Source organism: Devosia sp. SD17-2 (assembly GCF_029201565.1).
Lineage (GTDB): Bacteria > Pseudomonadota > Alphaproteobacteria > Rhizobiales > Devosiaceae > Devosia.
This window is the reverse complement of the sequence record NZ_CP104002.1, coordinates 270582-295621: the sequence shown is the minus strand read 5'-3', so window position 1 is coordinate 295621 and position 25040 is coordinate 270582. Positions and strand designations below refer to the sequence as shown.

The following is a 25040-nucleotide window of genomic DNA, read 5'->3' as shown; positions in this document are numbered from 1 at the left end:
TGCCCGGCCGCGTTTGCTCAGAGCTCGGGGCGGATAAAGTCGCCCGCTTCGTTCATCACCCACAACTCGCCGGTCGAAATATCGAACCAGGCGCCATGGACGGCCAGCTTACCCTCAGCTTCGAGCGAAGCCACATAGGGGAAGGTGCGCAGATTGAAGATCGAGTTGCGGATTGAAATCCGCTCCATCGCCGTCTGGCGCTCGGCCGGGGTCATCAGGCTGTTCTGCCCCACCTGGCTGGGCAGGTCACCCAGCATGGTCAGCCACTTGCCGATGAAGTCACCGCTGTCGAGGGGCTTGGAGGCCGGATTGAGCGCAGCCTGGATACCGCCGCAGCGGCCGTGCCCCATGATCACGATATCGGCGATGCCCAGAGCCTTGACGGCATATTCAATGCCGGCCGAGGTGCCGTGCTGGCCGCCGTCTGGCTGATAGGTGGGGACGAGATTGCCGACATTGCGCAGGACGAAGAGTTCGCCGGGCCCGGCATCGAATATCATCTCGGGCGCCGCGCGGCTGTCGCAGCAGGCAATGATCATGGTGGTGGGCTTCTGGCCTTCTGTGGCCAGGTCGCGAATACGCTCCTTCTCCCGGGCATAGCGCCCCGACATGAAGTTGGCGTGTCCGTCGAGCAGGTATTTTGGAAACCGGTGCATGGGCACGGAATTATCTGCTAGAGCCATCAAGATCAATAAAGATCGTATTACTGGGGGCACGAGCATACATGCTCATCTACCGTTTTCTCACCGGCGAGGACGATGCAGCGTTCTGCCATAAGGTTACCAAGGCATTAAGTGAGGGTTGGGCGCTGCATGGCGCACCGACCTATGCCTATGATGCCGTCAGCAAGAAGATGCGTTGTGGACAGGCCGTCACCAAGGTGGTCGCCAACCAACCCTATGATCCGGACAAGAAGCTCGTCGATTATTAGGGTTTCTCAGCACCTTAGCTGCAAAGACATATTCTCCCGGCACGGTGTCCCTGATGGACGCCGCGTCGGGATAACTCCCCGGGGGGGCGGGGTTAGAATTCGCTCCAGTCCTCGGCCGTCGCCGCAGCGCCGCCGAAATAGGTCTTGCCGCTTTCTGCACTGACTTGATCAGACCGCGTGCGCCCCCTGCCGGTTCGAGCCGCGCCGCCTCGGCACTGTCGGCCATCGGACCGCGATCGGCACCGGGCGAATCACGCAGGGTGAACGTCTCGACAATGCCGTCCACACGGCTCGCCTGACCTTCCGTCTGCTCGATCGAGGCGTTCATTTCCTCGACAAGAGCAGCGTTATGCTGCGTCATTTCGTCCATCTGCCGCACCGCCACATTGATCTGGCTGATGCCTGCGGCCTGCGCCTGGCTGTCGGTGGCGATATTGCTCATCAGCGAGGCCGAGTTGCGGACGCCCTCGATGATCTCGTTGAGGCGCCCGGCCACATCGGCCACGAGCCGCGACCCGTTGCGCACCTCGTCTCCGCTCTGCTCGATCAAATTCTTGATATCGGCAGAAGCCTGAGCGGCGCTCTGGGCAAGACGGCGAACTTCCACGGCAACCACCGCAAAGCCCTTGCCTGATTCACCGGCGCGCGCCGCTTCCACTGAAGCGTTGAGGGCGAGCAGATTGGTCTGGAAGGCGATGTCGTCAATGAGGCCGATGATATTGGAGATCTTGGTGGCCGAGGCGGAAATCCGCTCCATGGCCTGGGTGGCTTCCTGCATCACCCCATTGGAGGCCTCGGCCACATTGGTCATGCGTCCGGCTCCGTCGCTGGCCTGGCGGGCCTGCTCGGCATTGCTGGTGACGGTCGTGGCCAGCTGATCCATGGCCGCCGAGGTTTCCTCGATGGTTGCGGCCTGGCGGGTGGTGCGTTCGGACAGGTCATTGGCACCGGCAAGGATTTCGCCCGTCACCTGCTTGAGGGCGCGCGAGGTGTCCCGCAGCTGGATGGTGATGTCTTCGATCTTGTCGGCGACACTATTGGTGCTCTGCTTGAGCTGGGCGAAGGCCCCTCTGTATTCGCCGCGCATGCGATCGCGCAGATCGGCGCGGGCCATGGCCCCGAGCACGCGATCGGCTTCACCAAGGGCGGTTTCGACCGATGCCATCATGCCATCGAGATTGCCGGCGATCCGGTCGATCTCCTTGTCGCCGAACTGCTGGGCGATGCGGGTGCGGAAATCGCCGTTCATGGCACTTTCGATCACATGGTCGAAGGCGGCCTGGAAGCGGGCCATCATCTCGGCACGAGCGGTCAGCTCGGCGGCACGCATCTGCTTTTCCACCTCGGCGGCCTGCACTTCGAGGCCGTTGACGCGGAAGGTCTCGAGCGCCCGGGCCATCTCGCCCAATTCGTTCTGGGCATCCTTGCCGGCAATATTGGTGTCGTACTGCCCCTCGACCAGCTTGGCCATGGTCTGGGTCAGGCGAGAGAAGGTGCCGGTCAGCCAGCGGCCGGTGAGCACGGCCAGGGTCACGCCGATGATGAGGCCAATAATGGAAATGGCAGCCACAATCATCAGCTGCAGCGCTTCTTGCTGGGCAATCACGGACCCGAGGGCGTTCTGGCGATCATGGGCCTGCTTGGACAGGTCATAGTAAAGCGCGAACATCTCCGGCCCCTTGGCGCTCAAGAGGGCAGTCTGCGAATGGTTCTGGGGATTGGCGCCGGCAGCAACGGCATTGGTGAGCGCATCAAAGCCGGTCGAATACTGGGCCAACAGGGAAGAGGCCTGGTCGATGGCGCCCATCGCCTCCGGATCTTCAGAAAAATATGTTGGCGCGGTCTGCTTTGCTTCGGACAGGACTGCAATCTGCTCGCGCACTGCGCTGGCCCACTGATCGGTCGGCGTCAGCTGATAGTTCAGAAAATCGATGCGCAGCAGAGAGATATCTCTGAGAAACTCATCCAGGAGGAGGGTTTGTCGCGCAACGTTTCGGTAGTCGCCAAATAAATGCTCCGCGTTTGACATGAGCATGATCGCGCTGGCGCCGGTAATGACCAGAACAATAGTAGCGCAGCAAACGCCCCATATATTCTAGACTTTACGCTCGTAAATAGACGCATTGTTTGAACCCCCAAATGGATTAACTTCGAGAGTCGCACATGTTCCTTACTGAACTGTTATGGAGAAAAGGGGCGAGAAACTTGGTTCCAAGTGTATATTTTCTACTACCCACTGCGGGATGAGACTAAAATCGCGGATGGTAGATTTGCCGAAGCGGGGATGGCGAATACTGTACCGGGAACGAATCGCCATCCGAACACGCTGTGCGCTATGCGAACAAAGTGCGTGATGCGCCAAAAGTTGATCTCGCCGGGGGTTCCAACCTTTGATTTGCTAAGGATTGAGCGCTAAAACGCGAACCATTCCAAACTAGAGGCGACAAATTGTCCCTCCGTAAGGCCCCGGATTAGAGCCATGTCGGTCAGAGCCCGCCCTACCTCCCCGCATTTGCAGATCTATCGCTGGACCGTCACCATGGCGATGTCCATCCTCCACCGTGCCACCGGCATCGCCAATTACGCGGGCATGGCCCTGTTCGTGATCTGGCTGGCCGCCGCCGCGATGGGGCAGGACGCGCTGATGTCGGTCAATTTCATCTTCGGCAGCTGGTTCGGACAGCTCGTGCTGTTCAGCTTCACCTGGAGCCTGGTGCACCACATGCTCGGCGGCCTGCGCCACTGGGTCTGGGACTTTGCCGCCATGATGGAGCCCGGCCAGCGCGAAGCCATGGCCTGGGGGACGATCATCGCCTCGGTGCTGATCACCCTTCTCATCTGGACAATCTTTGTGTGGGTAGCCTGATGCGCGAACAAATCATCACCCAAGACGTGATCGCCAATCCGCGCAGCCATTATGGCGACGCAAAGGCCTCCACCCGTCACTTCATTACCCAGCGCGTCACCGGGCTGTGCAATGTCCTCTTCATCGGCCTGCTGCTGTATCTGGTGGTCCGTGTCGCCGGTCAGGACCGCACTGATCTCGTTGCCGTCATCGGCAATGGCTGGATCGGCATTCCGCTGGCCGTGCTGATCGGCATCGTCGCCATCCATATGCGCAATGGCATGCGCGATACGCTCGAGGATTACCTCCACGGCTCGATGTATCGCCTCGCCATGATGCTCAATACGCTTTTCTGCCTGATTGTTGCCCTGGTCGGTATCGGCTCGGTGCTCAAGATCGTCTTCTGGGGTTGATCGACATGGCTAACTACGAACTGATCGACCATGAATTTGACGTGGTGGTCGTGGGCGCCGGCGGCGCTGGTCTGCGCGCCACGCTCGGCATGGCCGAGCAGGGTTTCAACACCGCCTGCATCACCAAGGTTTTCCCGACCCGCTCGCACACCGTTGCAGCCCAGGGCGGCATTGCCGCCTCGCTGCAGAACATGGGCCCTGACAGCTGGCAGTGGCACATGTACGACACCGTCAAAGGGTCGGACTGGCTCGGCGACAACGACGCCATGGAATATCTGGCGCGCGAAGCGCCTGCCGCAATCTACGAGCTCGAGCACTACGGCGTGCCATTCAGCCGTACGCAGGAAGGCAAGATCTACCAGCGCCCGTTCGGCGGCCACATGACCGAATTCGGCGACGGCCCGCCGGTGCAGCGCACCTGCGCCGCCGCTGACCGCACCGGCCACGCCATCCTGCACACGCTCTATGGCCAGTCGGTCAAGAACGACGCGCAGTTCTTTATCGAGTATTTCGCGCTCGACCTGATCATGGGCGAGAACGGCGAATGCCAGGGCGTCATCGCCTGGAAGCTCGACGACGGCACGCTGCACCGTTTTCGCGCGAAAATGGTGGTGCTGGCGACCGGCGGCTATGGCCGTTCCTATTTCTCGGCGACCTCGGCCCATACCTGCACCGGCGACGGCAATGGCATGGTAGCCCGCGCCGGCCTGCCGCTGCAGGACATGGAATTCGTGCAGTTCCACCCGACAGGCATCTATGGCGCCGGCGTGCTCATCACCGAGGGCGCCCGGGGCGAAGGCGGCTATCTCACCAATTCGGAAGGTGAGCGCTTCATGGAGCGCTATGCGCCCAACGCCAAGGATCTCGCCTCGCGTGACGTCGTCTCGCGCTGCATGACGCTCGAGATCCGTGAAGGTCGCGGTGTTGGTCCCAACAAGGACCACATCTATCTCCACCTCGATCATCTTGATCCAAAGGTGCTGCACGAGCGTCTGCCGGGCATCACGGAATCGGCCAAGATCTTTGCCGGTGTGGATCTCACCCGGGAACCGATCCCGGTGCTGCCGACCGTGCACTACAATATGGGCGGCATTCCCGCGAACTATCACGGCGAAGTCCTCAACCCGACCGCCGACGATCCGACCCGCATCGTGCCGGGCCTGATGGCCGTGGGCGAAGCCGCCTGCGCCTCGGTGCATGGCGCCAATCGCCTGGGCTCGAACTCGCTGACCGACCTTGTTGTGTTCGGCCGCGCCGCTGCGCTGCGGGCCGGCAAGGTGCTCGACAAGAACGCTCCGGTGCCCGGCATCAACAAGGCCGAGGACGACAAGATTCTTGCCCGCTTCGATCGCCTGCGCAATGCCAACGGCTCTCAGCCCACGGCAAAGCTGCGCGACGAGATGCAGCGCACCATGCAGGCCGACGCGGCGGTGTTCCGCACCGATGCCTCGCTCAAGCAGGGCGTTGCCCGCATGACCGAGATCTATTCGCGTCTGCATGACGTTCAGGTCACCGACCGCTCGCTGATCTGGAACTCGGACCTCGTGGAAACCCTCGAGCTCGAAAACCTCATGGCCTGCGCCATGACCACGGTGGTTTCGGCCGAAGCCCGCCAGGAAAGCCGCGGCGCTCATGCGCATGAGGACTTCCCCAACCGCGACGACGTCAACTGGCGAAAGCACACGCTGAGCCACCTCAACGTCGAGACCGGCGAAGTGCGCCTCGACTACCGCCCCGTCATCACCGATCCGCTGACGCCGGAGGCCGAGGGTGGCATCGACCTGAAAAAGATCGCACCCAAAGCACGCGTGTACTGATGCGAAGCGCCAATCTTAACAGGCTTTTCTCCCGACGCGGCCCAGTCGCCCGCTTTGCCGTGCTGGCAGTGACCGTGGCAGCACTGGCGGGCTGTGAGACCACCGGCGACGGCGGATTTGACGACCGCCCGGCCCCACCGCGTCCGGCATTCCAGCCCGGCGTCTCCCAGGAGACCGTCTATGGCAATTCCGGCGCTGTCACGACCCAGACGCGCATCGACCCGCAGACCGGCCAGCGCGTTCTCACCGGTGGCAGCTTTGTCATCGGCTCGGCGGGCGCCTCAAGCGCCGGCTTCGGTGCGCCGTTCGGCACCTGGACGCTGACAGACGACTTTGCTCGCCGCTGCACGATCTCCTTCGGCACGGCGCCGCTAGCGGGTTCGGCCGGCGCCATGCAGCTCGACCAGAACGGGTTCTGCTCGAGCGATTTCGAGGAAGCCCGCGGCTGGATGAATGCCGGCAGCGGCATTGCCCTGACCAATGCGTCCGGCCGCATTCTCGGTCAGTTGTCGCCCGATGGCCAGAATGGCTACACCGGCAGCTTCAACTCCAGTTTCGGCCCCCGCAACGTCAAACTTGCCCGCGGATAAGAGGAGGCGTCATGAAAACGCAGATATTTGCTCTCGTTACCGGTTTCAGCCTTCTGGCCACGGCTGCTTATGCCGCCCCGACTTCTGCGCAGAAGCAGGAGTTCTTCGAGGTCTGCATGGGCATCTCCCAGAACCAGGAGCTCTGCGCCTGCAAGGCCGACGCCGCAATGACGCTGATCGACGAGCGTTTCATGGGCGTCGTCATCTCTTCGATGAAGGGCGGCGCGCCCGCTGCAGCCGATTTCAACGCCTATAATACCTACGTCGCCAAATCGAACCAGGTGTGCAAGCCCAACTATTGAGGCTGCCACCCATCGACCCCTATCGCGCCGGTTGAGCGGCGCAACATGAGGATAAAATGGCCGAACTGACACTGCGCAAGGCCGACCGCCCACAGAAGGGCAAGACCTGGCCCAAGCCCGCCGGGGCAACACGCCTGCGCGAATACCACATCTATCGGTATGACCCGGACAAGAACGAAAACCCGCGCATCGACACCTATTTCGTCGATCTCGACAATTGCGGGCCCATGGTTCTCGATGCGCTGCTCTACATCAAGAACAACACCGACCCGACCCTGACCCTGCGCCGCTCCTGCCGCGAAGGCATCTGCGGGTCATGCTCGATGAACATCAACGGGCTCAACACCCTCGCCTGCACCAAGGGCATGGATGACTCGACCGGCCCGGTGAAGATCTACCCACTGCCGCACATGCCGGTGGTCAAGGACCTGGTCCCCGACCTCACCAATTTCTACGCCCAGCATCGCGCCATCGAGCCCTGGCTCAAGACCACTTCGCCCACCCCGCAAAAGGAATGGACGCAATCGGTCGAGAACCGCGCCAAGCTTGACGGGCTCTATGAGTGCATCCTGTGCGCCTGCTGCTCGACCTCTTGCCCATCCTACTGGTGGAACGGCGAGAAATATCTCGGCCCCGCAGCCCTGCTGCAGGCCTATCGCTGGCTCATCGACAGCCGCGACGAAACCACCAATGAGCGCCTCGACAATCTTGAAGACCCCTTCAAGCTTTATCGCTGCCACACGATCATGAACTGCGCCAAGGTTTGCCCCAAGGGGCTCAACCCCGCCAAGGCCATTGCCCAGATCAAGAAGATGATGGTCGAGCGCAAGGCCGCCTGATCTCAGGCACATTCCATGAAAAGGCCCGCGTCACCGCGGGCTTTTTTGTTTGATGGGTCGGTTCGGGCGGCGCCAGAAATCCGGGGCTAGAACCTGTAGCCGAAGCGGACGCCGATATTGGTAAGGCCGCGATTGCCATGGTCGCAAAGATTGGCGTTTGAGGCATGCTCGGCCGTCGCCATGATCGAGGCATTGTCGTTGAGTTTGACACCGAGGCTGACCGACTCGCGGAAGACGAGGCCACAGCCGAGGTTGCGGGCGGGATAGACCGCATTACCCAGCGTATTGCCATTGTGCACGGCACCACCAAGGCTGGCTTCGACAAAGACCGGGGTATCGGCGAGGGGCAGTGTCCAGCTGACCCCGCCATAGACCATGCTTTCGAGCCCACCGAAATTGAATGTGGCGCCCAGATGCGGCCGCAGCTCGCCCCAGGCCAGCCATGACGTCATCGCCGGCACGTCGAACAGGAGCTCGACATTGATGTCCTGCATGCGCTCGACGGAAAAGACGCCGAAGAGATCGCCGGGTTCGTCGGCGCTATGGACAAAGACCCCACCGCGCACTTCGGAGATGCCAAACTCCTGGCTCACGGCCGGAGCCGTGCAGGCGAGGCTAGCCAGAAGCAAGATTGCGAGGGGTTTGGTCATAGACGTCTCCCGGAAGGGGGCGATTTAGCGACGAACCCTTCCCTTGGGTCAAGCCCTCGGCCAGTCACGTTTATCGCTAGAACCGGATGCCAAGGCGCAGGCCGGCACTGGTCATGCCGTCATTGGGTGTGTTGCAGAGACCAAAATCGGTCGCGTGCTGGACCGTGGCCATGAGCGCGGTGCGGGGCAGGAACTCGACGCCGACACTAGCCTGTCCCTGCGCCAGCACGGCGCAGCCGAAGCGGCTGGGCTGGTCGCTGAAGCTGGCGCTATGAAGCGCTGCACCACCGCCCACTTCGGCAAAAATGGGCAGGAGCGGCGGCCTGAAGGTCCAGCTGAGCCCGGTATAGAAAAGGTTTTCGCCGCCCTCGGTATTGAAGGTGGCGCCGACATGGGGGCGCAGCTCTCCGGCGACGGTCCAGGCGTTGAGATCGGGCACGCTGAACAGGAGTTCGGCGTTGAAATCGCGGATACGGGTGCCATCGAAGAGATTGCCGCCCGGCTGGAACGCATCACGGGCTAAGACGCCGCCACGCACTTCCGGCAGGAAGGCAACCTGGGCGCTGGCGGGCACGACCGCAACCAAGGCGAGGAACAGTCCGAGACAGGAGATGAGCATTCGGGACAATGCGGTGCGCATCACAAAACCTCGGCAATTCGTTCGGGAGTAGAGCGGCATTGGGCGCGCGCGCGGCGAGGTCGGCAAGGTTTGATTAAAATTGTCCCTAATGAGCGATTAAGCCGAACGGCAGCTCAGGACAAAAAATCCGGTGCAGACCCTTGACCTTACCCCCCTTCATCGTGATCTACCGATAAACGATATTCAGCCAAGGTTATGTCATGTCCGCTCCATTCGCCCTGTCGCTGCAGGATCTCGCCCCAATCGCTCAAGGCAGCTCCACCGCAGAGGCCATGGGCGAGACCATCCTGCTGGCCCAGGCTGCGGACAGGCTCGGCTATGAACGGCTCTGGTACGCCGAGCACCATGGCATGCCCTCCATTGCGTCCTCGGTCCCGGAAATCCTGATCGGCAGCGCCGCCGCGGCGACGAAGAATATACGCGTCGGCTCGGGCGGTGTGATGCTGCTCAATCATGCCCCGCTGCGCATTGCCGAGGCCTACCGCACGCTCGAGGCGCTGCACCCCGGCCGCATCGACCTTGGCCTTGGGCGGGCACCCGGTGGCGACGGCTACGCCATGCGGGCGCTCCGCAGTGGCGGGGGCGAGGAATTTTCAAACTATCTGGCCGAGCTCATGGCCTTTGACGAGGACGGCTTTCCGCCCGATCACCCCTATTCGCGCGTGCCAGTGTCGCCGGGTGGTGTGCGCCTGCCACCGAAATGGCTGCTCGGATCATCCGGTGCGAGCGCGCAGGCGGCTGGCCAGATCGGCTTTGGCTATGCCTTTGCCGCCCATTTTTCGCACACGCCGGCAGCTCCGGCCTTTGCCGCCTATCGCGCCGCCTTCGAGCCCTCCGAGGATTTTCCGGAACCCAAGACCATCCTCTGTCTGTCGGTGATCGCGGCCCCGACCGAGGAGGAGGCAAAATATCTTTCGAGCTCACAGGCGGTTAACTGGGCGCGTTTCCTCACCGGCGAGCAGCGCCACCTGACCCCACCCGGAGAAGCGCTGGCCCACAAGCTGACCCCGCAGCAGGAACAGATCATCGCCCATCAGTCGACCCTCTGGCTGATCGGCTCGGCAGAACAGATGGCCGAGACCATTTCCGCCAAAGCCAAGGAGGCCGGCGCGGATGAGGTGATGCTGACCACCACCATCCATTCCTACGAGCTGCGCAGGCGTTCCTTTGCCCTGATTGCCGAGGCTCTTGGGGTTTCCCCGAGGAATTAAGCCTTTGCCTACGGGCGTTTACCGTTCGTTACAGCCACCGGGACTAGATTGCCGCATCGCCATTTCTGAGTAGTCTTCCCATGAGCGCCGCGGCTTTCGTGCTTGCCATCAATTTGTTTGTGGCCGGCCTCTTTGCGACAGCTTTCGGCGTTCTGGCGGCTTATTATCGATTGGCATTGGGCGCCCGCTGGATCGCGTTTGGCTATGGATGCGGCGTCGTCACCTCGGTGCTGGAGTTCGTGCTCCCGTTCCAGGCGGACGCCCGACCGGTCGCCTTCGCGCTGTTCTCGATCTTCCTGTTCGCGCTCGCCTTTATCGTCATCGGCCTGGCGCGGCACTATCGCCTCTCGCCCCCGTTGCGCGTGCTGACGGGGCTGGTGGCAGTGTCCATGCTGATCAATCTGTTCAGCATGGAAATGCCGCGGGACTCGTTCCTGCGCGCAATGCTCTACCAGCTGCCTTATGCGCTGATCCTGCTCGTCGCGCTTGGCATGATGGTCAAGCTGCCGGCGAGGCGCATTCTCGACGTCGCGCTGATGGGTATTCTCGTCACTGTCATCATCCATTTCATTGCCAAGCCGTTCCTGGCCCAGATGATCGGATCGGGCGGCGCGCCGCAGGGCTATCTTAGCTCGACCTATGCCGCCATTTCCCAGTCGGTCGGCGCGATCCTCCACATCAGCACCGGCATTGCAGTCCTGCTGATCATGGTGCGGGATGTGATGGCGGAAATCACCGCCCGCTCGGAGACCGACGCGCTGTCGGGCCTGCATAATCGGCGGGGTTTTGAGGACCATAGTGAGCGGGCCATGGCCCTGTCGCAGCGCTCGGGCGTTCCGGCCATGATGATTGTCGCCGATCTCGACCACTTCAAGCAGATCAACGATACCCATGGTCACGCCACCGGCGACATGGTGATTGCGGCATTTGCAAAAACCCTGCGCGAGGCGGCTCCACAGACAGCGGTGCTTGGGCGCACGGGCGGCGAGGAGTTCGCCATTTTCCTGCCGGGGACCAATCTTGCCTGCGGCCGGCTCTATGCCGAAGCGGTCCGGACCGCCTTTCCGGTCAATGTCGCCCCCGAGCTCAAGGGGCTCAACCTCTCGGCGTCCTTTGGTGCCGCAATGCAGGATACGGACGACACCCTGTCCGAACTCATGCGCCGGGCGGACCAGGCGCTCTACAGAGCAAAGTCCGAGGGGCGGAACAGGGTCGTGGTCGCAAAAATACCGCCCTCGGCCCTCGCAGCCGAAAGCGGCACCATAAAAGACTTCGGCACCAGCTGAGGGCTAGTGCAGTGTCGAGCGCGACACCAGTTCGTAATCGCCTTCGGGATTGATGCGCAGCGCCAGCTGCTGGCGATCGAGCTCGGCCAGCCAGGCAGTCCATGAGCATGGGCTCATGCCGTCATCAACTGTCATCCCGTGGCTTTTGGCAAAGCGCAGCAGCAGCTGGGCGCGGCGTGTGCCGAACCTGTCGGGCACCAGCGCAATCGCCGGGCTACCCTTGCGGCCTATAACCCAGCTTTGAATATCCCGGTGACGGGTCAAGGTGTGTGTATGGGACATAATGGATGTGGCCTCCCCTCCACTGCAGTTTACTTTGTACTCTCAACGAAACGGGTGGGTTAAGACCCCGGTTCCCGCTCCTAACTTTCAACTTTCCTCGAATTCGGTGACGAGTTTGAGACGCTCCATTTCCGCGGCGGAAAAATAATAGAGCCGGTCGGGCGGCGTCTCGAGCGCATAGAGCCACATCTCGGGATCGACGCCGGTCTGGTTGAGATGGCGGGTAATTTCCGCAGTGATCTTCTGAGCGTCCGACATGGCTGCCCCGGCAATACGCAGGGCATCAACCGCATCGCTGCCAAGACTGGCGGCATAGACCTGATGAACACCGATTGCCGCCTCGGCACTGGCGCGGCGCTCCGCACCCGAGGCAAAGATGATGGGGCAGGACGAGGCACACATGTGCCCGGCGGCCACTTTGGTCGCGAGTGCCTTGTCTTGAATGAGGGCGCCGATCTCCAGCGCGTCCATCACAGAACCTCCGGGCGAATCGAGAACAACAGTCTGGACATATTCGCCACGAGCGGCAATCTCGTCGGCAAATCGTGATGCAGACCCGGGATCGATCGTGCCGGTCAGGCGCAATTCTCCGCCCGGCGCCAGCGTGATGGTCAGCGGCGCGTTGAGCAGATCGGGTGCAGTGGTGATGGTCGGCATGGGCCGGCCCCGGACACCCTCGGTCGGCTGGGCCGGTGGCAATATGGGCTGGGGCGCATATTGGACGGCAAGCCCCTCATCGGCGGTCAGCTCGGTGTAGTCGACATAGAGCACGCTGGCCGTGCCGGCGAGGAGGGCAAAGAAGGCAAAGCGCAGGATTGCGCCGTCCTCGATGGCGGCCAGCGCCCCCAAAATCCCGCTGGAGGTCTGGCTGTCCCTGCGGGCATTGGCCTCTGTCTTCATGCCGGGCGCTGCCCCTCGCCCCGCTTGCGCTGGGCGCTGTCGATCGGGGTGACGATGGCTTCTTCGCTAGTTGCAACGGCAGGAAGCGGGTCCTCCGGCTGGGGCGCGCTTTCGGCAGGTGCCGGTCGAAGCGGCTCGGCCGGAGCCATCCCTGCCGTTTCCATGCGCCGGTAGAGCGCCATCGCCCGCAGCATTTCGGCGGCAGTGATAGTGTCGTCAGCGTCCAATGTCTCAGTTTCGCGGCGCATGGCGTCATGGACGATCATCAGCACGAGGACGAGCACGACCGGCAGGAGGTCAATGGAAATGGCGCCTGCCCAGGACGGGATGAAATCGCTCCAGTAGCGGATAACCGCTTCGGCCGAGGAGAGCGGCACATAGCGGCGCGGCTCGACCGCCGGGGTAGCGAGGATTTCATCGGCCGCCGCAGTGAGCGCTGCCGACTGAGCGGCGACGGAGGCGCGGACGGTTTCCATGACGCGATCCTGCCGATTGGCGAGGTCGGCAGACTGGCCATCGGCAATTGGCGCAATGAAACCGGCGGCCAGATCAGCCGAAGCGCGTTTGACCGAGGCAGCCACATCGGTCTGCTGCAGGGCGGCGATGATGGCGGAAAGCTGCACCGCCTCGGCTTGGAAACCGTCAGTGCGCGGCTCGATCGTACCGGGCGTTGAAACGAGCTCGCGCATGGCCGCGAGACGTTCCGAGCCCTGGGCAAAGAGGCTGGCAACCTCACTGCGAGAGCCGGAAATGGTGGTGCCCAGCTGGTTCATCTGCGCGCTCATCTGGGTGAGCAATTGCACGACGCTGCCCGAGCCCTGGGTGCCGGTCAGCGCCCCGCTCTCGCGCTCGTCCTGCGCGAGGCCCGCAAAGCGTTCGGCGGCCCGCTGCACGTCGGGGAGGAGGCTCTGGCTCGCCAGCGCATTGGCATGGGCCTTGTCGAGATCTTCGGCATAGCCTTGCAGGGTGACGGCCATGTGCTGCTCAAGCGCGGCCGAACCTGCGAGCGCCGCCGCATTGAGCCAGGAGCTCATGGCGATGATCATGCCGCAGCCAATGGCCATGGTGGCAAAGAGCGCGAGGCGCTGCGCGGCGCTCGTCACCAGCGGCACGAAGCGCATCATATAAGTCCAGAAGGCGTAGATCGCGACCGAGACGGCAGCCGAATAGATGATGGCGGCGAAAAAGACGAAGCTGGCCGAGCCATCGAGAAGGCCCCGCACCCCGAGATAGGTATAGACGCCTGAAGCCAGCGCCAGCACGGCCAGCGCAAAACGCGACATGGTTTCGACGCCGCGCACCGTTTCCTGGAGGCGATAGGCGTTTGGCTTGAGCTGCATGTGTGTGGAGCGCCCCCGTCGCGTCTGGTCCGGTCTCTGCCGGTTAAGCCGACGTTAACACAAGGATACCGGCAAGAAGGAGGCATATTGGGCCGGGGGTTAATGGTGCCGACTGACACTTGCGTGAAGCCAGCTTGGCTTTGACCCCGGCCGGCCTTTAAAGCATGGTCGCTGGGGGCCCAATCGATGGGCAGATGAGGGAGCAGTGGCATGACGCAGAAGAAGGTGCGCTGGGGCATTTTATCGACGGCCAATATCGGGATGCAAAAGGTCATTCCGGCGATCCAGAAGTCGCCAAGGTCGGAAGTCGTGGCGATTGCCTCGCGCGACTATGACAAGGCCGAAGCGGCCGCCAAAACTCTTGGCATTGCCCGCGCCCACGGCTCCTACGAGGCGCTGCTGGCCGATCCCGATATCGACGTCATCTACAATCCCCTGCCCAACCACCTGCATGTGCCGCTGACTGTCGCCGCCACAAAGGCCGGCAAGCATGTGCTGTGCGAAAAGCCCATCGCCATCACTGCCGCCGAGGCCGAAGGGCTGCGCGACTGCGCGCCGGGCAAAATCGTGCTCGAAGCCTTCATGATCCGGTTTCATCCGCAGTGGCTGCGGGCCCGCGAGATCATCCGCTCGGGCGAACTGGGCGAAATCCGCGCCATCAATGCGGTGTTTTCCTATTTCAACGCCGACCCCAATAATGTGCGCAATATGGCCGACATCGGCGGCGGGGGCCTGCTGGATATCGGCTGCTACCCCGTAACCACCGGCCGTTTCCTCTATGAGAGCGAACCGGAGCGGGTGGTGTCGCTGGTCGAGCGCGACGAAAAATTCGGCACCGACCGGCTGGCCAGCGTGATGATGGATTTCGGCGGCGGACGGCAATTGAATTTCACCTGCTCGACCCAGGCCGTGGGCCACCAGCGCGTGCAGGTATTAGGGACCAAGGCCAAGCTCGAGCTGATCATCCCCTATAATGCCCCGCCTGACGAACGGACGGCGATCACCATCGATGCGGGCGGCCCCTTTGACGGATCTCTGGCACGCCGCGAAATCCTGCCCGCCTGCGATCAATATACCGAACAGGCCGAGGCCTTTGCCCAGGCCGTTCTGGGGAACACCACCCTGCCCTGGGGCATTGAGGATGCGATTGCCTCGATGAAAGTGCTGGACGCCATCTTCGAGAGCGAGAAGACCGGCGCCTGGGCGCGCGTGGCGCGATTAGAAAGACCGAGTTGATGACAGACAGATCCAGCCAGCGCGTGCTGCTGACCGGAATATCCGGGTTTTTGGGCGGACACATCGCCCTCGCCCTACTCAAAGCCGGATTTGCCGTGCGCGGCAGCGTGCGCTCGCTTGATCGTGCCGAGAAGGTTCGGCGGACGCTGGCGGCGGCGGGTGCCGATGTCACCGGGCTTGAATTCGTGGCGCTCGACCTGCTCTCCGACACTGGCTGGGACGCGGCCATGGTGGGTTGCACCACACTGCTCCATTCAGCATCCCCCTTCCTCATCCAGACCCCGAAAGACCCCTCGGAGCTGATCCGCCCGGCAGTGGAGGGCACCGAACGGGCGCTGAATGCGGCACTGCGTTCCGGTGTCGAACGGATCATCCTCACCTCCTCCATGGCTGCCATGGCCTATGGCCACGACAAGGGCCGCACCAGACCTTTCGGGCCGGATGACTGGACCAACCTCGAGGGCCGCGCCGTCACCCCCTATCAGAAATCAAAGACGCTGGCCGAGTTGCGCGCCTGGGAGATCATGGACGCCGCCGGACGCCATGACGATCTGGTGGTCATCAACCCCAGCATCATCTTCGGGCCCCTGCTCGACGAGGATCCGGGGACCTCGGTCACGATCATCCAGCGCCTGCTGGATGGCTCCGTGCCGGCGGCCCCGAACATTCCCCTGACCATTGTCGACGTCCGCGACATCGCCGAGGCCCATGTCGCTGCCATCACAGCGCAGGACGCGGGCGGCAAGCGCTTCCCCATGGGAGCGGAAACGCTTTGGCTGCTCGAAACGGCGAATATCCTGCGGGAAAAATATCCGGATCGCCGCCTGCCGCGCCTCTCCCTGCCCGATTGGGCCGTGCGGCTCTATGCGCTTGTCGACCACGACGTGCGCGACAATATCGGCGAGCTGAGCCACCCCAAGGAACTCGACTCGACGGCAGCGACAGCACTGATCGGTCGGCCCCTCGTTCCGGCGCGCCAGGCACTACTGGCAACAGCCGCCTCCCTTATTGAGCGCGGGCTGGTGTAAAACGCATGAACCGTCGCGTCCTCCGCATTGCAGCCTGGCTGGCCCTGGCGGTCATCATCTTCGCCACGCTCTCGCCCATCGGCTTGCGCCCGCAGACCCATCTGCCCGTCAACATGGAGCGCGGGGCGGCCTATTTCCTCGCCGGAGCACTCTTCGGCCTCGCCTATCCGCGCCACATTCTCTGGGCGGCGGCGTTGCTCGCCATTGGCGCGGTGGGCCTGGAACTGGCGCAGATGCTGCAGCCCAGCCGCCACGGACGCGGACTCGACGCGCTCTTCAAGCTCGGCGGCGCCTGGCTCGGCCTCGCCTTGGGCTGGCTCTCCGCCGGCTGATCAAGGCCGGGTGAGCGCTCTGCAATCCTCTTGCGAGGCAGGCCAAACTAGCATCATACTTTGCCCCGGTGTGGGGCTGTAGCTCAGTTGGGAGAGCGCGTCGTTCGCAATGACGAGGCCAGCGGTTCGATCCCGCTCAGCTCCACCATCAACTCCGATTAGACCTCGACAGACTTCCGCGGGTCAGGAGCAGTGGCGCTTCTAACTCGCAGACAAAGCTTGCCTGCTCCGCGCGGCGAGCTTTTCGAGAGCCCATTCCCTCGCACGAACGCTGATGCCCATTTCAATGAGGCGGTACGATAGGGCGGAAACTGCGATGGTCGCGAAAAGCGTGACGCCTACACAGAACCAACCGCTCATCGGGTTGCCCCAGGCATAGCGCTCGTTCGCCCACATGACGCCCCACATGACAATCGGATGGGTCAGGTAGATCGAATAGGAGATGTCACCGAGATAGGTGAGAACGCGGTTGCACCGCATATTGAGCGTCTTGTCGGCGATGGTCGTCAGCGCAAGCATGAAAACCAGGGATCCGCCTACACCAGCGAAACCGTGCTCTATGCCGATTTTTCCAATGTATTGGATCAGGATGGGAACGGGCGCCAGAACCACTGCCGCAATGGCCATTTTTCTGTCGGGAAACCGGACGTCGGATCGATATAGGGCCCCGAGCAGGATGCCCGACAGGAACAGCAGATTGATCGGGTGAGTAACGATAAGCAGTATCGCTGGTGCCTGACCGAGCAAGCTGGCTGCTATGAAGATCACCACGGCCCAAGCTGTGAGGGGCTTCCGGAATTTTTGGCCGAACATCAGGGCGACCGAAAACAGGAAATAGAAATAGACTTCGTAGTTGATCAACCAGCCCACGGTCATGGTTGGAGAAAATATGTTGGGCTGATCAGCGTTATGAACGGGGATGAACGCAAGACTACGAAACAGAAGCTCCCACGTCTGACGCTCTGAATGTTGCTCGATGAGAAAGAGCGTTATCGTACACGTCACATATAGTGGAAGAATCCGCGCTAGGCGCTTTATCAGGAACACGGCGGGGGAGATTGTGGTAGTACCGGCCGTCGTCCTTTTTGTGGACGACAAGTAGATAACAAACCCGCAAATGACAAAGAACAAATCCACCCCAATAATGGATGGGGCGTGAAAAAGGACGGTACCAATGCCCTCACCATAAGGGCCTATAAATATGCTGGCATGCCAAAGGAGAACCCCGATAGCCGCAATAGCGCGCATGACCTGCAAGGCCTGCAGTTTTTCATTTTGTCGAATTGGCATTGCGTTTCTAGACAGGACTCTTATTGGGCGATCAAATCGACCGATGTCGTAAAAATGGGATGGTTTCGGTGAAACCCTCGGTCGATAGCAGGAGCCAAGTCCTCTCGCGGCTGGCGATAATTCCCCAGTCAGCGATTTCAACAGAGCCGGTGAGCGTCAATTTTTCAATCTAGCCCAGCAAAAGGCCCCACTCGGGGTGGCGGCGGAATTGGGCGACGACGTAGGGGCAGACGGGCTTGATCTTGAAGTTTTGCTCTTGGGCGTCCGCGATGGCCGCCTTGACGAGGCGCAGGGCGATGCCGCGACCTTCATACTCGGTGGGGACGCCGGTGTGATCGATGATCATCGGGCCAGCGCCCGCCTTGCGATAGGTCATCTCCGCCTCGGCGCCGGGCGCCAGATGGATGACGTAGCGGCCCCGCGTGGGGCCCTCTTCGCGTAGGATCTTCAGTTCCGTCTCGGCCATTTTTATGCGGCCCTTTCTCCTGCCGTCAGGCGGCGAGGCTTTCGCTGGCGGATACACCCAGCATCAGATTGAGGTTCTGGACGGCGGCTCCAGAGGCACCCTTGCCCAGATTGTCGTAGACCGCAAGGATGGCGGCCTGGGCCCGGCTGTCATTGGCAAAGACATGCAGGGTGAGCGTATTGGTGCCGTTATGGGCCTGCGGATCGAGCGCAGCGGTCTTGCCCAGCGCTGGATCATAGGCGGCGACGCGCACAAAACTGTCCGGGATGGCGGCGAAATAATCAGCCAGCGCAGCATGGATCTCGGCGCCTGTCGGCACCTTGGCAAAAGTGCCGAGCTGCAGCGGGATGGACGTGGTCATCCCCTGCGCGAAATTGCCGACGACGGGCTGGAACAGCGGCGCCGACTTAAGGCCGGTATAGGCGGTCATCTCGGGCAGATGCTTGTGCGCGAAGGTGAGGCCATAAGGCATGAACTGGCTGGGCGTTCCGCCTTCGGCCTCATATTCGGCGATCATCTGCTTGCCACCGCCGGAATAGCCGGAAATGCCATGGTAGATGGCCTGGAAATCGGCGGGCACGAGACCGGCGGCGATCAGCGGGCGCAGGCCGGCGATGAGGCCCTGGGGCCAGCAACCGGGATTGGCAACGAAGCGCGCCTTCGCGATGGCCTCGGTCTGGCCCTTGTCCATTTCGGCAAAGCCATAGGTCCAGTCGGGATCGACGCGATAGGCGGTGGAGGCATCGATGACCCGGGTGGTGCCATTGTCGATGAGGCTAACGCTCTCCTTTGCTGCCTCGTCGGGCAGGCAGAGGATGGCGACATCGGCAGCGTTGAGCAGGCGCTTGCGCTCGTCCTGGTCCTTGCGCTTGTCAGCGGCAATGGAGAGCACTTCGAGGTCGCGACGACCGGCAAGGCGTTCCCGGATCTGCAGACCCGTTGTACCCGCTTCCCCGTCGATGAAGATCTTGGCGACCATATGTGCCTCCTCAGAAAACTGTGCGGCCCGTAGATGGGGCCAGCGCGCCCGCCCGTCAAGCACTTGCTGGTCCTGACCAATGCATGGGGCCCATGTGCCGTTCCCGGGCCGGGATTGTCTTTGCGCTTCCGGCGTGAGTAAGCTTTCGCTCGGAATTGCACATTGGGGACGAAAGATGACGCCGCACAACCATGCCAAGCCGGGTGATTATGCAGACGCCGTGCTTCTGCCGGGCGACCCGCTGCGCGCCAAATGGATCGCCGAAACCTTTTTCGAAAGCCCGCGGCTGGTAAACTCGGTTCGCAATTGCCTCGGCTATACCGGCACCTGGAAGGGCAAGCCGGTTTCCGTGCAGGCGTCGGGCATGGGCCAGCCCTCGCTCTCGATCTATGTGCATGAGCTGATCAATACCTATGGTACGAAAACGCTGATCCGCGTGGGCACCTGTGGCGGGCTCAATGCGAAGGTGAAAGTGCGCGACATCATCCTGGCGCAGGGCGCATCCACGGACTCGTCAATCGTCAAGGGAAGGTTCGGCGCCTTCAATTTTGCTCCGATTGCCGATTTTGGCCTGCTGCGTTCAGCGGCCGACAAGGCCGACGCGGGGGGGCTGCGCTACCACGCCGGCAATATGCTCTCCTCGGACATTTTTTATCACGCGAATGGGTTTGAAGGGTATGACGCCCTGCCCGCGCACGGCGTGATCGGCGTCGAGATGGAAGCGGCGGCGCTTTATACGCTGGCGGCCCGCTTTGATGTGCGGGCGCTGACCATCTGCACCATGACCGATTGTCTGATCACCAAGGAAGAGATCGACGCCGAAGCGCGGCAGAGCTCGCTGAGGGAAATGGTGGAACTGGCGCTCGATGTGGCGGTGGAGGCGTAAATGCCGGCAATTGCGGCAGTTCTGGTCGCGGGGATTGCACTTTTGCATGTCTACATCATGCTGCTCGAAATGGTCTGGTGGGATAGCCCGCGTGGGCGAAAAGCCTTTGGGCTGACACCGGAGTTTTCGAGGGCGACCAAGGCTCTGGCCGCTAATCAGGGCCTTTATAACGGGTTTCTGGCGGCCGGACTGATCTGGGGACTGGTCCATCCCGACCCGGCCTTCGGCTGGCAGGTCCAGATTTTCTTCCTCGCCTGTGTCGCCGTGGCGGGAATTTTCGGCGCCGTAACGGTGGGGCGGAAGATCCTCTTCATCCAGACTGTTCCGGCCGTGATCGCGCTGCTGGCGGTTGTGTTGGGGTGAAGCCTCCCACCTCGCCTCAACAAAGACCCCCACCTAGCCTCCCCCTGCAGGAGGGGAGGGACAGCACCGGGTTTGCGGCGGCGTCAGAGAGCCACCTATGGGCTCCTCCCCCTTTTTTCAGGGGGAGGTTGGGCGGGGGTATCTTCGCGAAAAAAGCGGAGCCTTTACTCGGCCAAGGCAGCCAGGACGCGCACCCAGGAGCGGATGCCGCGGTGGAAGCTTTCGAGGTCGTATTTCTCGTTGGGGCTGTGGATCTGGTCATCGATCTGGGCAAAGCCGATGAGCAGCGTGTCGAGCCCGAGGATGGACTTGAATTCACCCACAACCGGGATGGAACCGCCCGAACCGGTGATGACAGCCTGTTTGTTCCATTCATCCGAAAGCCCGGCGAGCGCCTTGCGCACAAACTCGCCGTCTGACGGCACGGTGATGGCGGGCGATCCGCCATGGGGCGTGTAGCTGACGGTGCAATCGGCCGGCAGGCGTGCCTCGACATGGGCGCGGAAGGCGGCGCGGATTTTGTCGGGGTTCTGGCCGGAAACGAGGCGGAAGGAAATCTTGGCGCTGGCCTTGGCCGGGATGACGGTCTTGAAGCCGTCGCCTATATAGCCGCCGCTCATGCCGTTGATTTCGCAGGTCGGACGCGCCCAGAGCGTTTCGAGCACGCTGCGGCTCTGTTCACCGGCGGGCAGCGACAGGCCGACATCGCCCAGAAATGCCTTCTCGTCGAAGCCGAGACCCGCCCACTGTGCCTTGATTTCGGGTGAGAGCTCCGCGACGTCGTCATAAAAACCGGCAATGGTCACCGAGCCGTCGGGCGCACGGAGGCTGGCGATGATCTCGGCCAGCACCTGATTGGGATTGCGCGCGGCATTGCCAAACATGCCCGAATGCAGATCCTTGTTGGCGGCAGTGATTTCGATTTCGTCGGCCACGAGGCCACGCAGCATGGTGTTGATCGAGGGCGTGCTGCGGTCCCACATGTCGGTGTCGCAGACCAGGGCCACGTCCGCCTTCAGCTCGGCAGCGTTCTCGCGCATGAAGGGCGGCAGGTTCTTGCCGCCGGATTCTTCCTCGCCCTCGAGCAGAAGCGACACGCGCAGCGGCAGCGACCCCGTGGCAGCCTTCCAGGCGCGGCAGGCTTCGATGAAGGTCAGCATCTGACCCTTGTCGTCCGAGGCACCGCGCGCCACGATGATCTTGCGGCCCTGGGCATCTTCCTTGAGCTGGGGCTCGAACGGGTCGGTGTGCCAGAGGTTCAGCGGATCGACCGGCTGGACGTCGTAATGGGCGTAGAACAGCACATGCGGACCGGGCTGCTCGGGGCCATGGGCAACGACGACCGGGTGGCCCGGCGTCGGACGGGCAGCGGCGGAAAAGCCGAGCGCATTGAGTTCACCCGTGATCCAGTCGGCGGCGCGCTGGCATTCGGCGGCGAAGGCCGGATCGGTCGATATGGACTTGATGCGCAGGAGTTCGAACAGCCGCGACAGGCTTTGCTCGAGCCCGGCATCAACCTGGGCGAGAACGGCATCAATCTGGGCGGGGTTGGGCATTTTCTAGTCCTGCGACGAATCCGGTAAGGTGCCGCACCATGACGCAGGGATAAGCGCCATGTCCACCCTTCGCAGGGGGGTGTTTATTGTCATACTAATGCGCCTATGATGAGCGCAGACAACACTTTCATGGTGCGAGGATGACGAATATGGATCGATCGAGTGGACGGGCACGACACTCGGGCGACTTGATCGCGTCGCTCTCAGGCCGCAACCCTGCCCGCAACCTGCATTCCGATGTGCTTTGGCAGCTTGGTTTCGCCATTGTCTCCGGGCGCTATGCCGAAGGCATTATCCTGCCGTCCGACGGAGAACTGCTTGAACAGTTCGGCGTGTCGCGCACGGTGCTGCGCGAGGCCCTGAAGACGCTTGCGGCCAAAGGGCTGATCGAAGCACGGGCGCGCATCGGCACGCGCGTGCTGCCGCGCAATCGCTGGAACCTCTTCGATGCCGACGTGCTGGCCTGGCATTTCGAGCTCGGCCCCGAGGTGAGCTTCCTGCGCAGCCTGGCGGAAGTGCGCATCGGCATCGAGATCGAGGCGGCGGCCCTTGCCGCGGAGAGGCGCACCGACGAGCAGGCGGCGGCCATGGTCGAGGCCGTGGCAGAGATGGAAGCATCGACAACGCCGCAGGATTTCGCCCGGCACGACCTGCAGTTTCATCGCCTCGTCGCCGAAGCCTCCGGCAATCCCTTCATGGCCTCGATCAGCGCATTGGTGGAAATGGCCCTGACGGCGGCCTTCACCATTTCCTCGCCGGTCAATGAACCGACAGCGCTGGCGCAGACGGTCACCGTTCACGGCGCCATTGCCCGGGCGATCAGCGAGGGCGATGCCAAGGGGGCACGAGACGCCATGCGGGTCGCCATTGCCGACGGTTTTGCCCGTGCGGCCGGCCGCATGGAAGAGGACAGCTAGTCGGCGAAGAACCGCTGGAGATTGTCGAGCGAGGCACGCATTCCGGCGAGATGATCGGCCTGGGAAATCCCCTCCGGCACCGCATGGGCCTCCATGGTGACTTCCGTGCCCTGCGGCACGGCCAGGAGCTTCCAGTGCATCACCATGGTGCCGGCAAAGCGGGGATCATCGGAAACGAAGTCGATGGACTGAGACACCAGCGAGCCCGGCACAAGGTCGAGAAAGCGCAGGTCCGAGATGTCCTCATTGGCCCCGCTCTTGCCGGATATGGCGGCGTCGGCATAGCGCAGCACCATGCGGCAGGTGCCGCCGGGTCGCAGGTCGAAGTGGAGGATTTCCCCGCTCATGCCGTCGGGCGGCAGCCAGTCGACGAGGGCGTCGGGGTCGGTCATGGCGGCATAGACGGCCTCGGGCGAGGCCTCGATGATGCGGCTGCAACGGTCGATGCGGGACATTTGGCGCCTCCTCCCAGGGAGGCGCCATTCTCAACTAGAGACCGGCCTTTTCCAAGGCAGGAAGCAATTGGGTGGTGATGGCCTCGGCCGTCAGCGGCCCCACATGCTTGAAGGTGATGACGCCATCGCCGTTGACCACAAAGGTTTCGGGCACGCCATAGACACCCCAGTCGATCGAGACGCGGCGGTCACGATCAGCGCCGACGGCGTCATAGGGATTGCCAAGCTCGGCGAGGAAGGCGCGGGCGTTTTCCGGGGCATCGGAATGATTGATGCCATAGAGACGCACGTTGGTCTGGGCTTTTAGCGTTTCGAGCAGCGGGTGCTCGTCGCGACAGGGAATGCACCAGCTGGCAAAGACATTGACCACCGTCGGCTCGCCCTTGAGGGCGGCAGTATCAAAGCCGGGAACATCGAGACCCTCGACCGCCGCCAGGGCAAACTCGGGCGCCTGCTTGTCGATCAGCACCGAGCGCACGAGATTGGGGTTGCGGTCCATGGAGGTGGCGAAGATCGCCACCAGCCCGACGAGCGCCAGCAAGGGCGCAAGGAACAGCGCATAGCGCATCAACGCGACCCGCCACGCTGGCTGCCGCCGAGCTCTTCAAGCCGGCGCTTGGTGCGGCGGGCATCGATCAGCGTCCAGGCGACGAGCGCCGCGAGGCCCCCGAAAACCCCGACATAAGCGCCGATGATGAATTGGGCGTGTTGGCCAAGCTCGATCATGCTGCCTCTCCCCGTGCGGCGCGGCGCTCTAGCGTGGCCACCCGACGCTTGCGCACTTCAGTGCGCATGGCGATCAGTTGCAGGGTGACGTAAAAGAAGGTGAAGGCGAAGAACATGATGAACAGCGGTGTCAGGATCGAGCCTGCAACCGTTGGGCCATCGGCGCGGAAAACGCTGGCGGGCTGGTGCAGCGTGGACCACCAGTCGACCGAGAACTTGATGATCGGCACGTTGACGGCGCCCACGAGCGTGAAAATGGCGACGACGCGGGCGGCGCGCAGCTGATCGTCAAAGGCGCGCCAGAGGGCGACGATGCCGAGATAGATGAACAGCATGACCAGCGTTGAGGTCATGCGGCCGTCCCACTCCCAGAACGTGCCCCAGGTCGGGCGGCCCCAGAGCGAGCCGGTGAACAGCGCCATGGCGGTAAACGCAGCGCCGAGCGGCGCGGCAGCCTTCATCGAGACGTCCGCCATCGGATGGCGCCAGACCAGCGTACCCAGCGCCGACACAGTCATGGCGCCATAGACGAACTGGCTGAGCCAGGCCGCGGGCACGTGCACATACATGATGCGCACGGTATCGCCCATCTGATAGTCGGCCGGCGAATTGAGGAAGGCATAATACAGCCCTGCCAGGAACAATGCGCCCGTGAGGACCGCGAGGGGCAGGATGAAGGGGCGGGACCAGATGACGAACTGGCCGGGATGGGCCAGCCGGCTCCACCAGCTTTGTTTTGGAGTTGTCTCGATGCTCATGG

Annotated in this window: 30 protein-coding genes and 1 tRNA gene; 16 read left to right on the top strand and 15 right to left on the bottom strand. The window is 62.5% G+C overall.

All coding sequences use genetic code 11. The features are described from left to right. Positions 1-17: 17 nt before the first annotated feature. The gene (locus NYQ88_RS01535) at positions 18-656 is read right to left on the bottom strand and encodes a carbonic anhydrase (protein WP_275654985.1); all 639 of its coding nucleotides are present in this window, start codon (positions 654-656) and stop codon (positions 18-20) included. Positions 657-724: 68 nt separating this feature from the next. Between NYQ88_RS01535 and NYQ88_RS01530 the strand changes: the two genes are divergently transcribed. Further along, positions 725-931: a DUF1737 domain-containing protein gene (locus NYQ88_RS01530; protein WP_275653231.1), complete on the top strand. Its 207-nt coding sequence runs from the start codon at positions 725-727 to the stop codon at positions 929-931. Here NYQ88_RS01530 and NYQ88_RS01525 read toward each other — a convergent pair. Beyond that, positions 873-2966: a methyl-accepting chemotaxis protein gene (locus tag NYQ88_RS01525; protein WP_275653230.1), complete on the bottom strand. Its 2094-nt coding sequence runs from the start codon at positions 2964-2966 to the stop codon at positions 873-875. The two genes, NYQ88_RS01530 and NYQ88_RS01525, sit on opposite strands and share 59 nt — an antisense overlap. A gap of 444 nt (positions 2967-3410) precedes the next feature. On the opposite strand from NYQ88_RS01525, the gene sdhC reads away from it, so the two are divergent. The 6 genes from sdhC to NYQ88_RS01495 are packed head-to-tail and all read left to right on the top strand — an operon-like array spanning position 3411 to position 7737. Continuing rightward, positions 3411-3797, top strand: a complete 387-nt coding sequence (sdhC, locus tag NYQ88_RS01520; RefSeq protein WP_275653229.1) for a succinate dehydrogenase, cytochrome b556 subunit — start codon at positions 3411-3413, stop codon at positions 3795-3797. Then, the gene (sdhD, locus tag NYQ88_RS01515; RefSeq protein ID WP_275653228.1) at positions 3797-4189 is read left to right on the top strand and encodes a succinate dehydrogenase, hydrophobic membrane anchor protein; all 393 of its coding nucleotides are present in this window, start codon (positions 3797-3799) and stop codon (positions 4187-4189) included. Before sdhC ends, sdhD begins: the two co-directional genes overlap by 1 nt. Positions 4190-4194: 5 nt before the next feature. Beyond that, complete coding sequence (gene sdhA, locus NYQ88_RS01510) at positions 4195-6006, top strand: succinate dehydrogenase flavoprotein subunit (protein WP_275653227.1); 1812 nt, start codon at positions 4195-4197, stop codon at positions 6004-6006. After that, positions 6006-6596, top strand: a complete 591-nt coding sequence (locus NYQ88_RS01505; RefSeq protein ID WP_275653226.1) for an AprI/Inh family metalloprotease inhibitor — start codon at positions 6006-6008, stop codon at positions 6594-6596. Before sdhA ends, NYQ88_RS01505 begins: the two co-directional genes overlap by 1 nt. Before the next feature lie 11 nt (positions 6597-6607). Next, entirely contained in the window at positions 6608-6898 is a 291-nt protein-coding gene (locus NYQ88_RS01500; protein WP_275653225.1) for a hypothetical protein, read from the top strand. Between the two features lie 56 nt (positions 6899-6954). Continuing rightward, the gene (locus NYQ88_RS01495; RefSeq protein WP_275653224.1) at positions 6955-7737 is read left to right on the top strand and encodes a succinate dehydrogenase iron-sulfur subunit; all 783 of its coding nucleotides are present in this window, start codon (positions 6955-6957) and stop codon (positions 7735-7737) included. Between the two features lie 86 nt (positions 7738-7823). Here NYQ88_RS01495 and NYQ88_RS01490 read toward each other — a convergent pair whose 3' ends face one another. Next, on the bottom strand, positions 7824-8387 hold the full coding sequence (locus NYQ88_RS01490; RefSeq protein ID WP_275653223.1) for an acyloxyacyl hydrolase: 564 nt from the start codon (positions 8385-8387) through the stop codon (positions 7824-7826). A 76-nt stretch (positions 8388-8463) separates the two neighbouring features. Continuing rightward, positions 8464-9027 (bottom strand): acyloxyacyl hydrolase, encoded by a 564-nt coding sequence (locus NYQ88_RS01485; protein WP_275653222.1) that lies wholly within the window; start codon positions 9025-9027, stop codon positions 8464-8466. Positions 9028-9227: 200 nt separating this feature from the next. Between NYQ88_RS01485 and NYQ88_RS01480 the strand changes: the two genes are divergently transcribed. Both NYQ88_RS01480 and NYQ88_RS01475 read left to right on the top strand, forming a co-directional pair. Beyond that, positions 9228-10238 (top strand): LLM class flavin-dependent oxidoreductase, encoded by a 1011-nt coding sequence (locus NYQ88_RS01480; protein WP_275653221.1) that lies wholly within the window; start codon positions 9228-9230, stop codon positions 10236-10238. An 80-nt stretch (positions 10239-10318) separates the two neighbouring features. Next, a complete protein-coding gene (locus NYQ88_RS01475) occupies positions 10319-11524 on the top strand; it encodes a GGDEF domain-containing protein (RefSeq protein ID WP_275653220.1) in 1206 nt (401 codons plus the stop codon). Between the two features lie 3 nt (positions 11525-11527). On the opposite strand, the gene NYQ88_RS01470 is transcribed toward NYQ88_RS01475, so the two are convergent. The 3 genes from NYQ88_RS01470 to NYQ88_RS01460 form a co-directional block, all read right to left on the bottom strand. Further along, on the bottom strand, positions 11528-11806 hold the full coding sequence (locus NYQ88_RS01470; RefSeq protein WP_275653219.1) for a hypothetical protein: 279 nt from the start codon (positions 11804-11806) through the stop codon (positions 11528-11530). A gap of 87 nt (positions 11807-11893) precedes the next feature. Further along, positions 11894-12706: a hypothetical protein gene (locus NYQ88_RS01465; protein ID WP_275653218.1), complete on the bottom strand. Its 813-nt coding sequence runs from the start codon at positions 12704-12706 to the stop codon at positions 11894-11896. Beyond that, complete coding sequence (locus NYQ88_RS01460) at positions 12703-14046, bottom strand: hypothetical protein (RefSeq protein WP_275653217.1); 1344 nt, start codon at positions 14044-14046, stop codon at positions 12703-12705. The genes NYQ88_RS01465 and NYQ88_RS01460 overlap by 4 nt, the downstream gene beginning before the upstream one ends. A 210-nt stretch (positions 14047-14256) precedes the next feature. Between NYQ88_RS01460 and NYQ88_RS01455 the strand changes: the two genes are divergently transcribed. The 4 genes from NYQ88_RS01455 to NYQ88_RS01440 all read left to right on the top strand — a co-directional run bounded on the left by NYQ88_RS01455 (position 14257) and on the right by NYQ88_RS01440 (position 16790). After that, positions 14257-15282 carry a Gfo/Idh/MocA family oxidoreductase gene (locus NYQ88_RS01455; RefSeq protein ID WP_275653216.1) on the top strand — a complete coding sequence of 342 codons (1026 nt, stop codon included), beginning with the start codon at positions 14257-14259 and terminating at the stop codon, positions 15280-15282. Beyond that, positions 15282-16310: an aldehyde reductase gene (locus tag NYQ88_RS01450; RefSeq protein WP_275653215.1), complete on the top strand. Its 1029-nt coding sequence runs from the start codon at positions 15282-15284 to the stop codon at positions 16308-16310. The genes NYQ88_RS01455 and NYQ88_RS01450 overlap by 1 nt, the downstream gene beginning before the upstream one ends. Before the next feature lie 5 nt (positions 16311-16315). Beyond that, the gene (locus NYQ88_RS01445; RefSeq protein ID WP_275653214.1) at positions 16316-16642 is read left to right on the top strand and encodes a hypothetical protein; all 327 of its coding nucleotides are present in this window, start codon (positions 16316-16318) and stop codon (positions 16640-16642) included. Between the two features lie 72 nt (positions 16643-16714). Continuing rightward, positions 16715-16790 (top strand) — tRNA-Ala (locus tag NYQ88_RS01440). 53 nt (positions 16791-16843) lie between these two features. On the opposite strand, the gene NYQ88_RS01435 is transcribed toward NYQ88_RS01440, so the two are convergent. The 3 genes from NYQ88_RS01435 to argC all read right to left on the bottom strand — a co-directional run bounded on the left by NYQ88_RS01435 (position 16844) and on the right by argC (position 19377). Further along, on the bottom strand, positions 16844-17932 hold the full coding sequence (locus NYQ88_RS01435) for an acyltransferase (RefSeq protein ID WP_275653213.1): 1089 nt from the start codon (positions 17930-17932) through the stop codon (positions 16844-16846). A gap of 169 nt (positions 17933-18101) precedes the next feature. Then, complete coding sequence (locus NYQ88_RS01430; RefSeq protein WP_275653212.1) at positions 18102-18398, bottom strand: GNAT family N-acetyltransferase; 297 nt, start codon at positions 18396-18398, stop codon at positions 18102-18104. Between the two features lie 25 nt (positions 18399-18423). Continuing rightward, positions 18424-19377, bottom strand: a complete 954-nt coding sequence (argC, locus tag NYQ88_RS01425) for an N-acetyl-gamma-glutamyl-phosphate reductase (RefSeq protein WP_275653211.1) — start codon at positions 19375-19377, stop codon at positions 18424-18426. Between the two features lie 175 nt (positions 19378-19552). Here argC and deoD point away from each other — a divergent pair, with 175 nt between their 5' ends. Both deoD and NYQ88_RS01415 read left to right on the top strand, forming a co-directional pair. Beyond that, positions 19553-20263, top strand: coding sequence for a purine-nucleoside phosphorylase (gene deoD, locus NYQ88_RS01420; protein ID WP_275653210.1), 711 nt, complete (start codon positions 19553-19555; stop codon positions 20261-20263). After that, on the top strand, positions 20264-20626 hold the full coding sequence (locus tag NYQ88_RS01415; RefSeq protein WP_275653209.1) for a DUF1304 domain-containing protein: 363 nt from the start codon (positions 20264-20266) through the stop codon (positions 20624-20626). It begins immediately after the preceding gene. A 164-nt stretch (positions 20627-20790) separates the two neighbouring features. Here NYQ88_RS01415 and NYQ88_RS01410 read toward each other — a convergent pair whose 3' ends face one another. Then, a complete protein-coding gene (locus NYQ88_RS01410) occupies positions 20791-22182 on the bottom strand; it encodes a M20/M25/M40 family metallo-hydrolase (protein ID WP_275653208.1) in 1392 nt (463 codons plus the stop codon). 149 nt (positions 22183-22331) lie between these two features. Here NYQ88_RS01410 and NYQ88_RS01405 point away from each other — a divergent pair, with 149 nt between their 5' ends. Further along, the gene (locus tag NYQ88_RS01405; RefSeq protein ID WP_275653207.1) at positions 22332-23099 is read left to right on the top strand and encodes a FadR/GntR family transcriptional regulator; all 768 of its coding nucleotides are present in this window, start codon (positions 22332-22334) and stop codon (positions 23097-23099) included. On the opposite strand, the gene NYQ88_RS01400 is transcribed toward NYQ88_RS01405, so the two are convergent. Genes NYQ88_RS01400 through NYQ88_RS01385 form a run of 4 tightly spaced genes read right to left on the bottom strand, consistent with a single transcriptional unit; the run spans position 23096 to position 25038 of the window. Then, positions 23096-23554: an SRPBCC domain-containing protein gene (locus tag NYQ88_RS01400; protein WP_275653206.1), complete on the bottom strand. Its 459-nt coding sequence runs from the start codon at positions 23552-23554 to the stop codon at positions 23096-23098. The two genes, NYQ88_RS01405 and NYQ88_RS01400, sit on opposite strands and share 4 nt — an antisense overlap. Positions 23555-23588: 34 nt before the next feature. Further along, complete coding sequence (locus NYQ88_RS01395; protein ID WP_275653205.1) at positions 23589-24122, bottom strand: DsbE family thiol:disulfide interchange protein; 534 nt, start codon at positions 24120-24122, stop codon at positions 23589-23591. Next, positions 24122-24280: a heme exporter protein CcmD gene (ccmD, locus tag NYQ88_RS01390; protein ID WP_275653204.1), complete on the bottom strand. Its 159-nt coding sequence runs from the start codon at positions 24278-24280 to the stop codon at positions 24122-24124. Before ccmD ends, NYQ88_RS01395 begins: the two co-directional genes overlap by 1 nt. After that, a complete protein-coding gene (locus NYQ88_RS01385; protein WP_275653202.1) occupies positions 24277-25038 on the bottom strand; it encodes a heme ABC transporter permease in 762 nt (253 codons plus the stop codon). Before NYQ88_RS01385 ends, ccmD begins: the two co-directional genes overlap by 4 nt. Positions 25039-25040 lie beyond the last annotated feature (2 nt).

Bases quoted from the DNA above. Each gene is read 5' to 3' on its own strand.
- NYQ88_RS01535 (WP_275654985.1), bottom strand. From the start codon at position 656: ATGCACCGGTTTCCAAAATACCTGCTCGACGGACACGCCAACTTCATG.
- NYQ88_RS01530 (WP_275653231.1), top strand. From the start codon at position 725: ATGCTCATCTACCGTTTTCTCACCGGCGAGGACGATGCAGCGTTCTGC.
- NYQ88_RS01525 (WP_275653230.1), bottom strand. From the start codon at position 2,966: ATGCTCATGTCAAACGCGGAGCATTTATTTGGCGACTACCGAAACGTT.
- sdhC (WP_275653229.1), top strand. From the start codon at position 3,411: ATGTCGGTCAGAGCCCGCCCTACCTCCCCGCATTTGCAGATCTATCGC.
- sdhD (WP_275653228.1), top strand. From the start codon at position 3,797: ATGCGCGAACAAATCATCACCCAAGACGTGATCGCCAATCCGCGCAGC.
- sdhA (WP_275653227.1), top strand. From the start codon at position 4,195: ATGGCTAACTACGAACTGATCGACCATGAATTTGACGTGGTGGTCGTG.
- NYQ88_RS01505 (WP_275653226.1), top strand. From the start codon at position 6,006: ATGCGAAGCGCCAATCTTAACAGGCTTTTCTCCCGACGCGGCCCAGTC.
- NYQ88_RS01500 (WP_275653225.1), top strand. From the start codon at position 6,608: ATGAAAACGCAGATATTTGCTCTCGTTACCGGTTTCAGCCTTCTGGCC.
- NYQ88_RS01495 (WP_275653224.1), top strand. From the start codon at position 6,955: ATGGCCGAACTGACACTGCGCAAGGCCGACCGCCCACAGAAGGGCAAG.
- NYQ88_RS01490 (WP_275653223.1), bottom strand. From the start codon at position 8,387: ATGACCAAACCCCTCGCAATCTTGCTTCTGGCTAGCCTCGCCTGCACG.
- NYQ88_RS01485 (WP_275653222.1), bottom strand. From the start codon at position 9,027: ATGCGCACCGCATTGTCCCGAATGCTCATCTCCTGTCTCGGACTGTTC.
- NYQ88_RS01480 (WP_275653221.1), top strand. From the start codon at position 9,228: ATGTCCGCTCCATTCGCCCTGTCGCTGCAGGATCTCGCCCCAATCGCT.
- NYQ88_RS01475 (WP_275653220.1), top strand. From the start codon at position 10,319: ATGAGCGCCGCGGCTTTCGTGCTTGCCATCAATTTGTTTGTGGCCGGC.
- NYQ88_RS01470 (WP_275653219.1), bottom strand. From the start codon at position 11,806: ATGTCCCATACACACACCTTGACCCGTCACCGGGATATTCAAAGCTGG.
- NYQ88_RS01465 (WP_275653218.1), bottom strand. From the start codon at position 12,706: ATGAAGACAGAGGCCAATGCCCGCAGGGACAGCCAGACCTCCAGCGGG.
- NYQ88_RS01460 (WP_275653217.1), bottom strand. From the start codon at position 14,046: ATGCAGCTCAAGCCAAACGCCTATCGCCTCCAGGAAACGGTGCGCGGC.
- NYQ88_RS01455 (WP_275653216.1), top strand. From the start codon at position 14,257: ATGACGCAGAAGAAGGTGCGCTGGGGCATTTTATCGACGGCCAATATC.
- NYQ88_RS01450 (WP_275653215.1), top strand. From the start codon at position 15,282: ATGACAGACAGATCCAGCCAGCGCGTGCTGCTGACCGGAATATCCGGG.
- NYQ88_RS01445 (WP_275653214.1), top strand. From the start codon at position 16,316: ATGAACCGTCGCGTCCTCCGCATTGCAGCCTGGCTGGCCCTGGCGGTC.
- NYQ88_RS01435 (WP_275653213.1), bottom strand. From the start codon at position 17,932: ATGCCAATTCGACAAAATGAAAAACTGCAGGCCTTGCAGGTCATGCGC.
- NYQ88_RS01430 (WP_275653212.1), bottom strand. From the start codon at position 18,398: ATGGCCGAGACGGAACTGAAGATCCTACGCGAAGAGGGCCCCACGCGG.
- argC (WP_275653211.1), bottom strand. From the start codon at position 19,377: ATGGTCGCCAAGATCTTCATCGACGGGGAAGCGGGTACAACGGGTCTG.
- deoD (WP_275653210.1), top strand. From the start codon at position 19,553: ATGACGCCGCACAACCATGCCAAGCCGGGTGATTATGCAGACGCCGTG.
- NYQ88_RS01415 (WP_275653209.1), top strand. From the start codon at position 20,264: ATGCCGGCAATTGCGGCAGTTCTGGTCGCGGGGATTGCACTTTTGCAT.
- NYQ88_RS01410 (WP_275653208.1), bottom strand. From the start codon at position 22,182: ATGCCCAACCCCGCCCAGATTGATGCCGTTCTCGCCCAGGTTGATGCC.
- NYQ88_RS01405 (WP_275653207.1), top strand. From the start codon at position 22,332: ATGGATCGATCGAGTGGACGGGCACGACACTCGGGCGACTTGATCGCG.
- NYQ88_RS01400 (WP_275653206.1), bottom strand. From the start codon at position 23,554: ATGTCCCGCATCGACCGTTGCAGCCGCATCATCGAGGCCTCGCCCGAG.
- NYQ88_RS01395 (WP_275653205.1), bottom strand. From the start codon at position 24,122: ATGCGCTATGCGCTGTTCCTTGCGCCCTTGCTGGCGCTCGTCGGGCTG.
- ccmD (WP_275653204.1), bottom strand. From the start codon at position 24,280: ATGATCGAGCTTGGCCAACACGCCCAATTCATCATCGGCGCTTATGTC.
- NYQ88_RS01385 (WP_275653202.1), bottom strand. From the start codon at position 25,038: ATGAGCATCGAGACAACTCCAAAACAAAGCTGGTGGAGCCGGCTGGCC.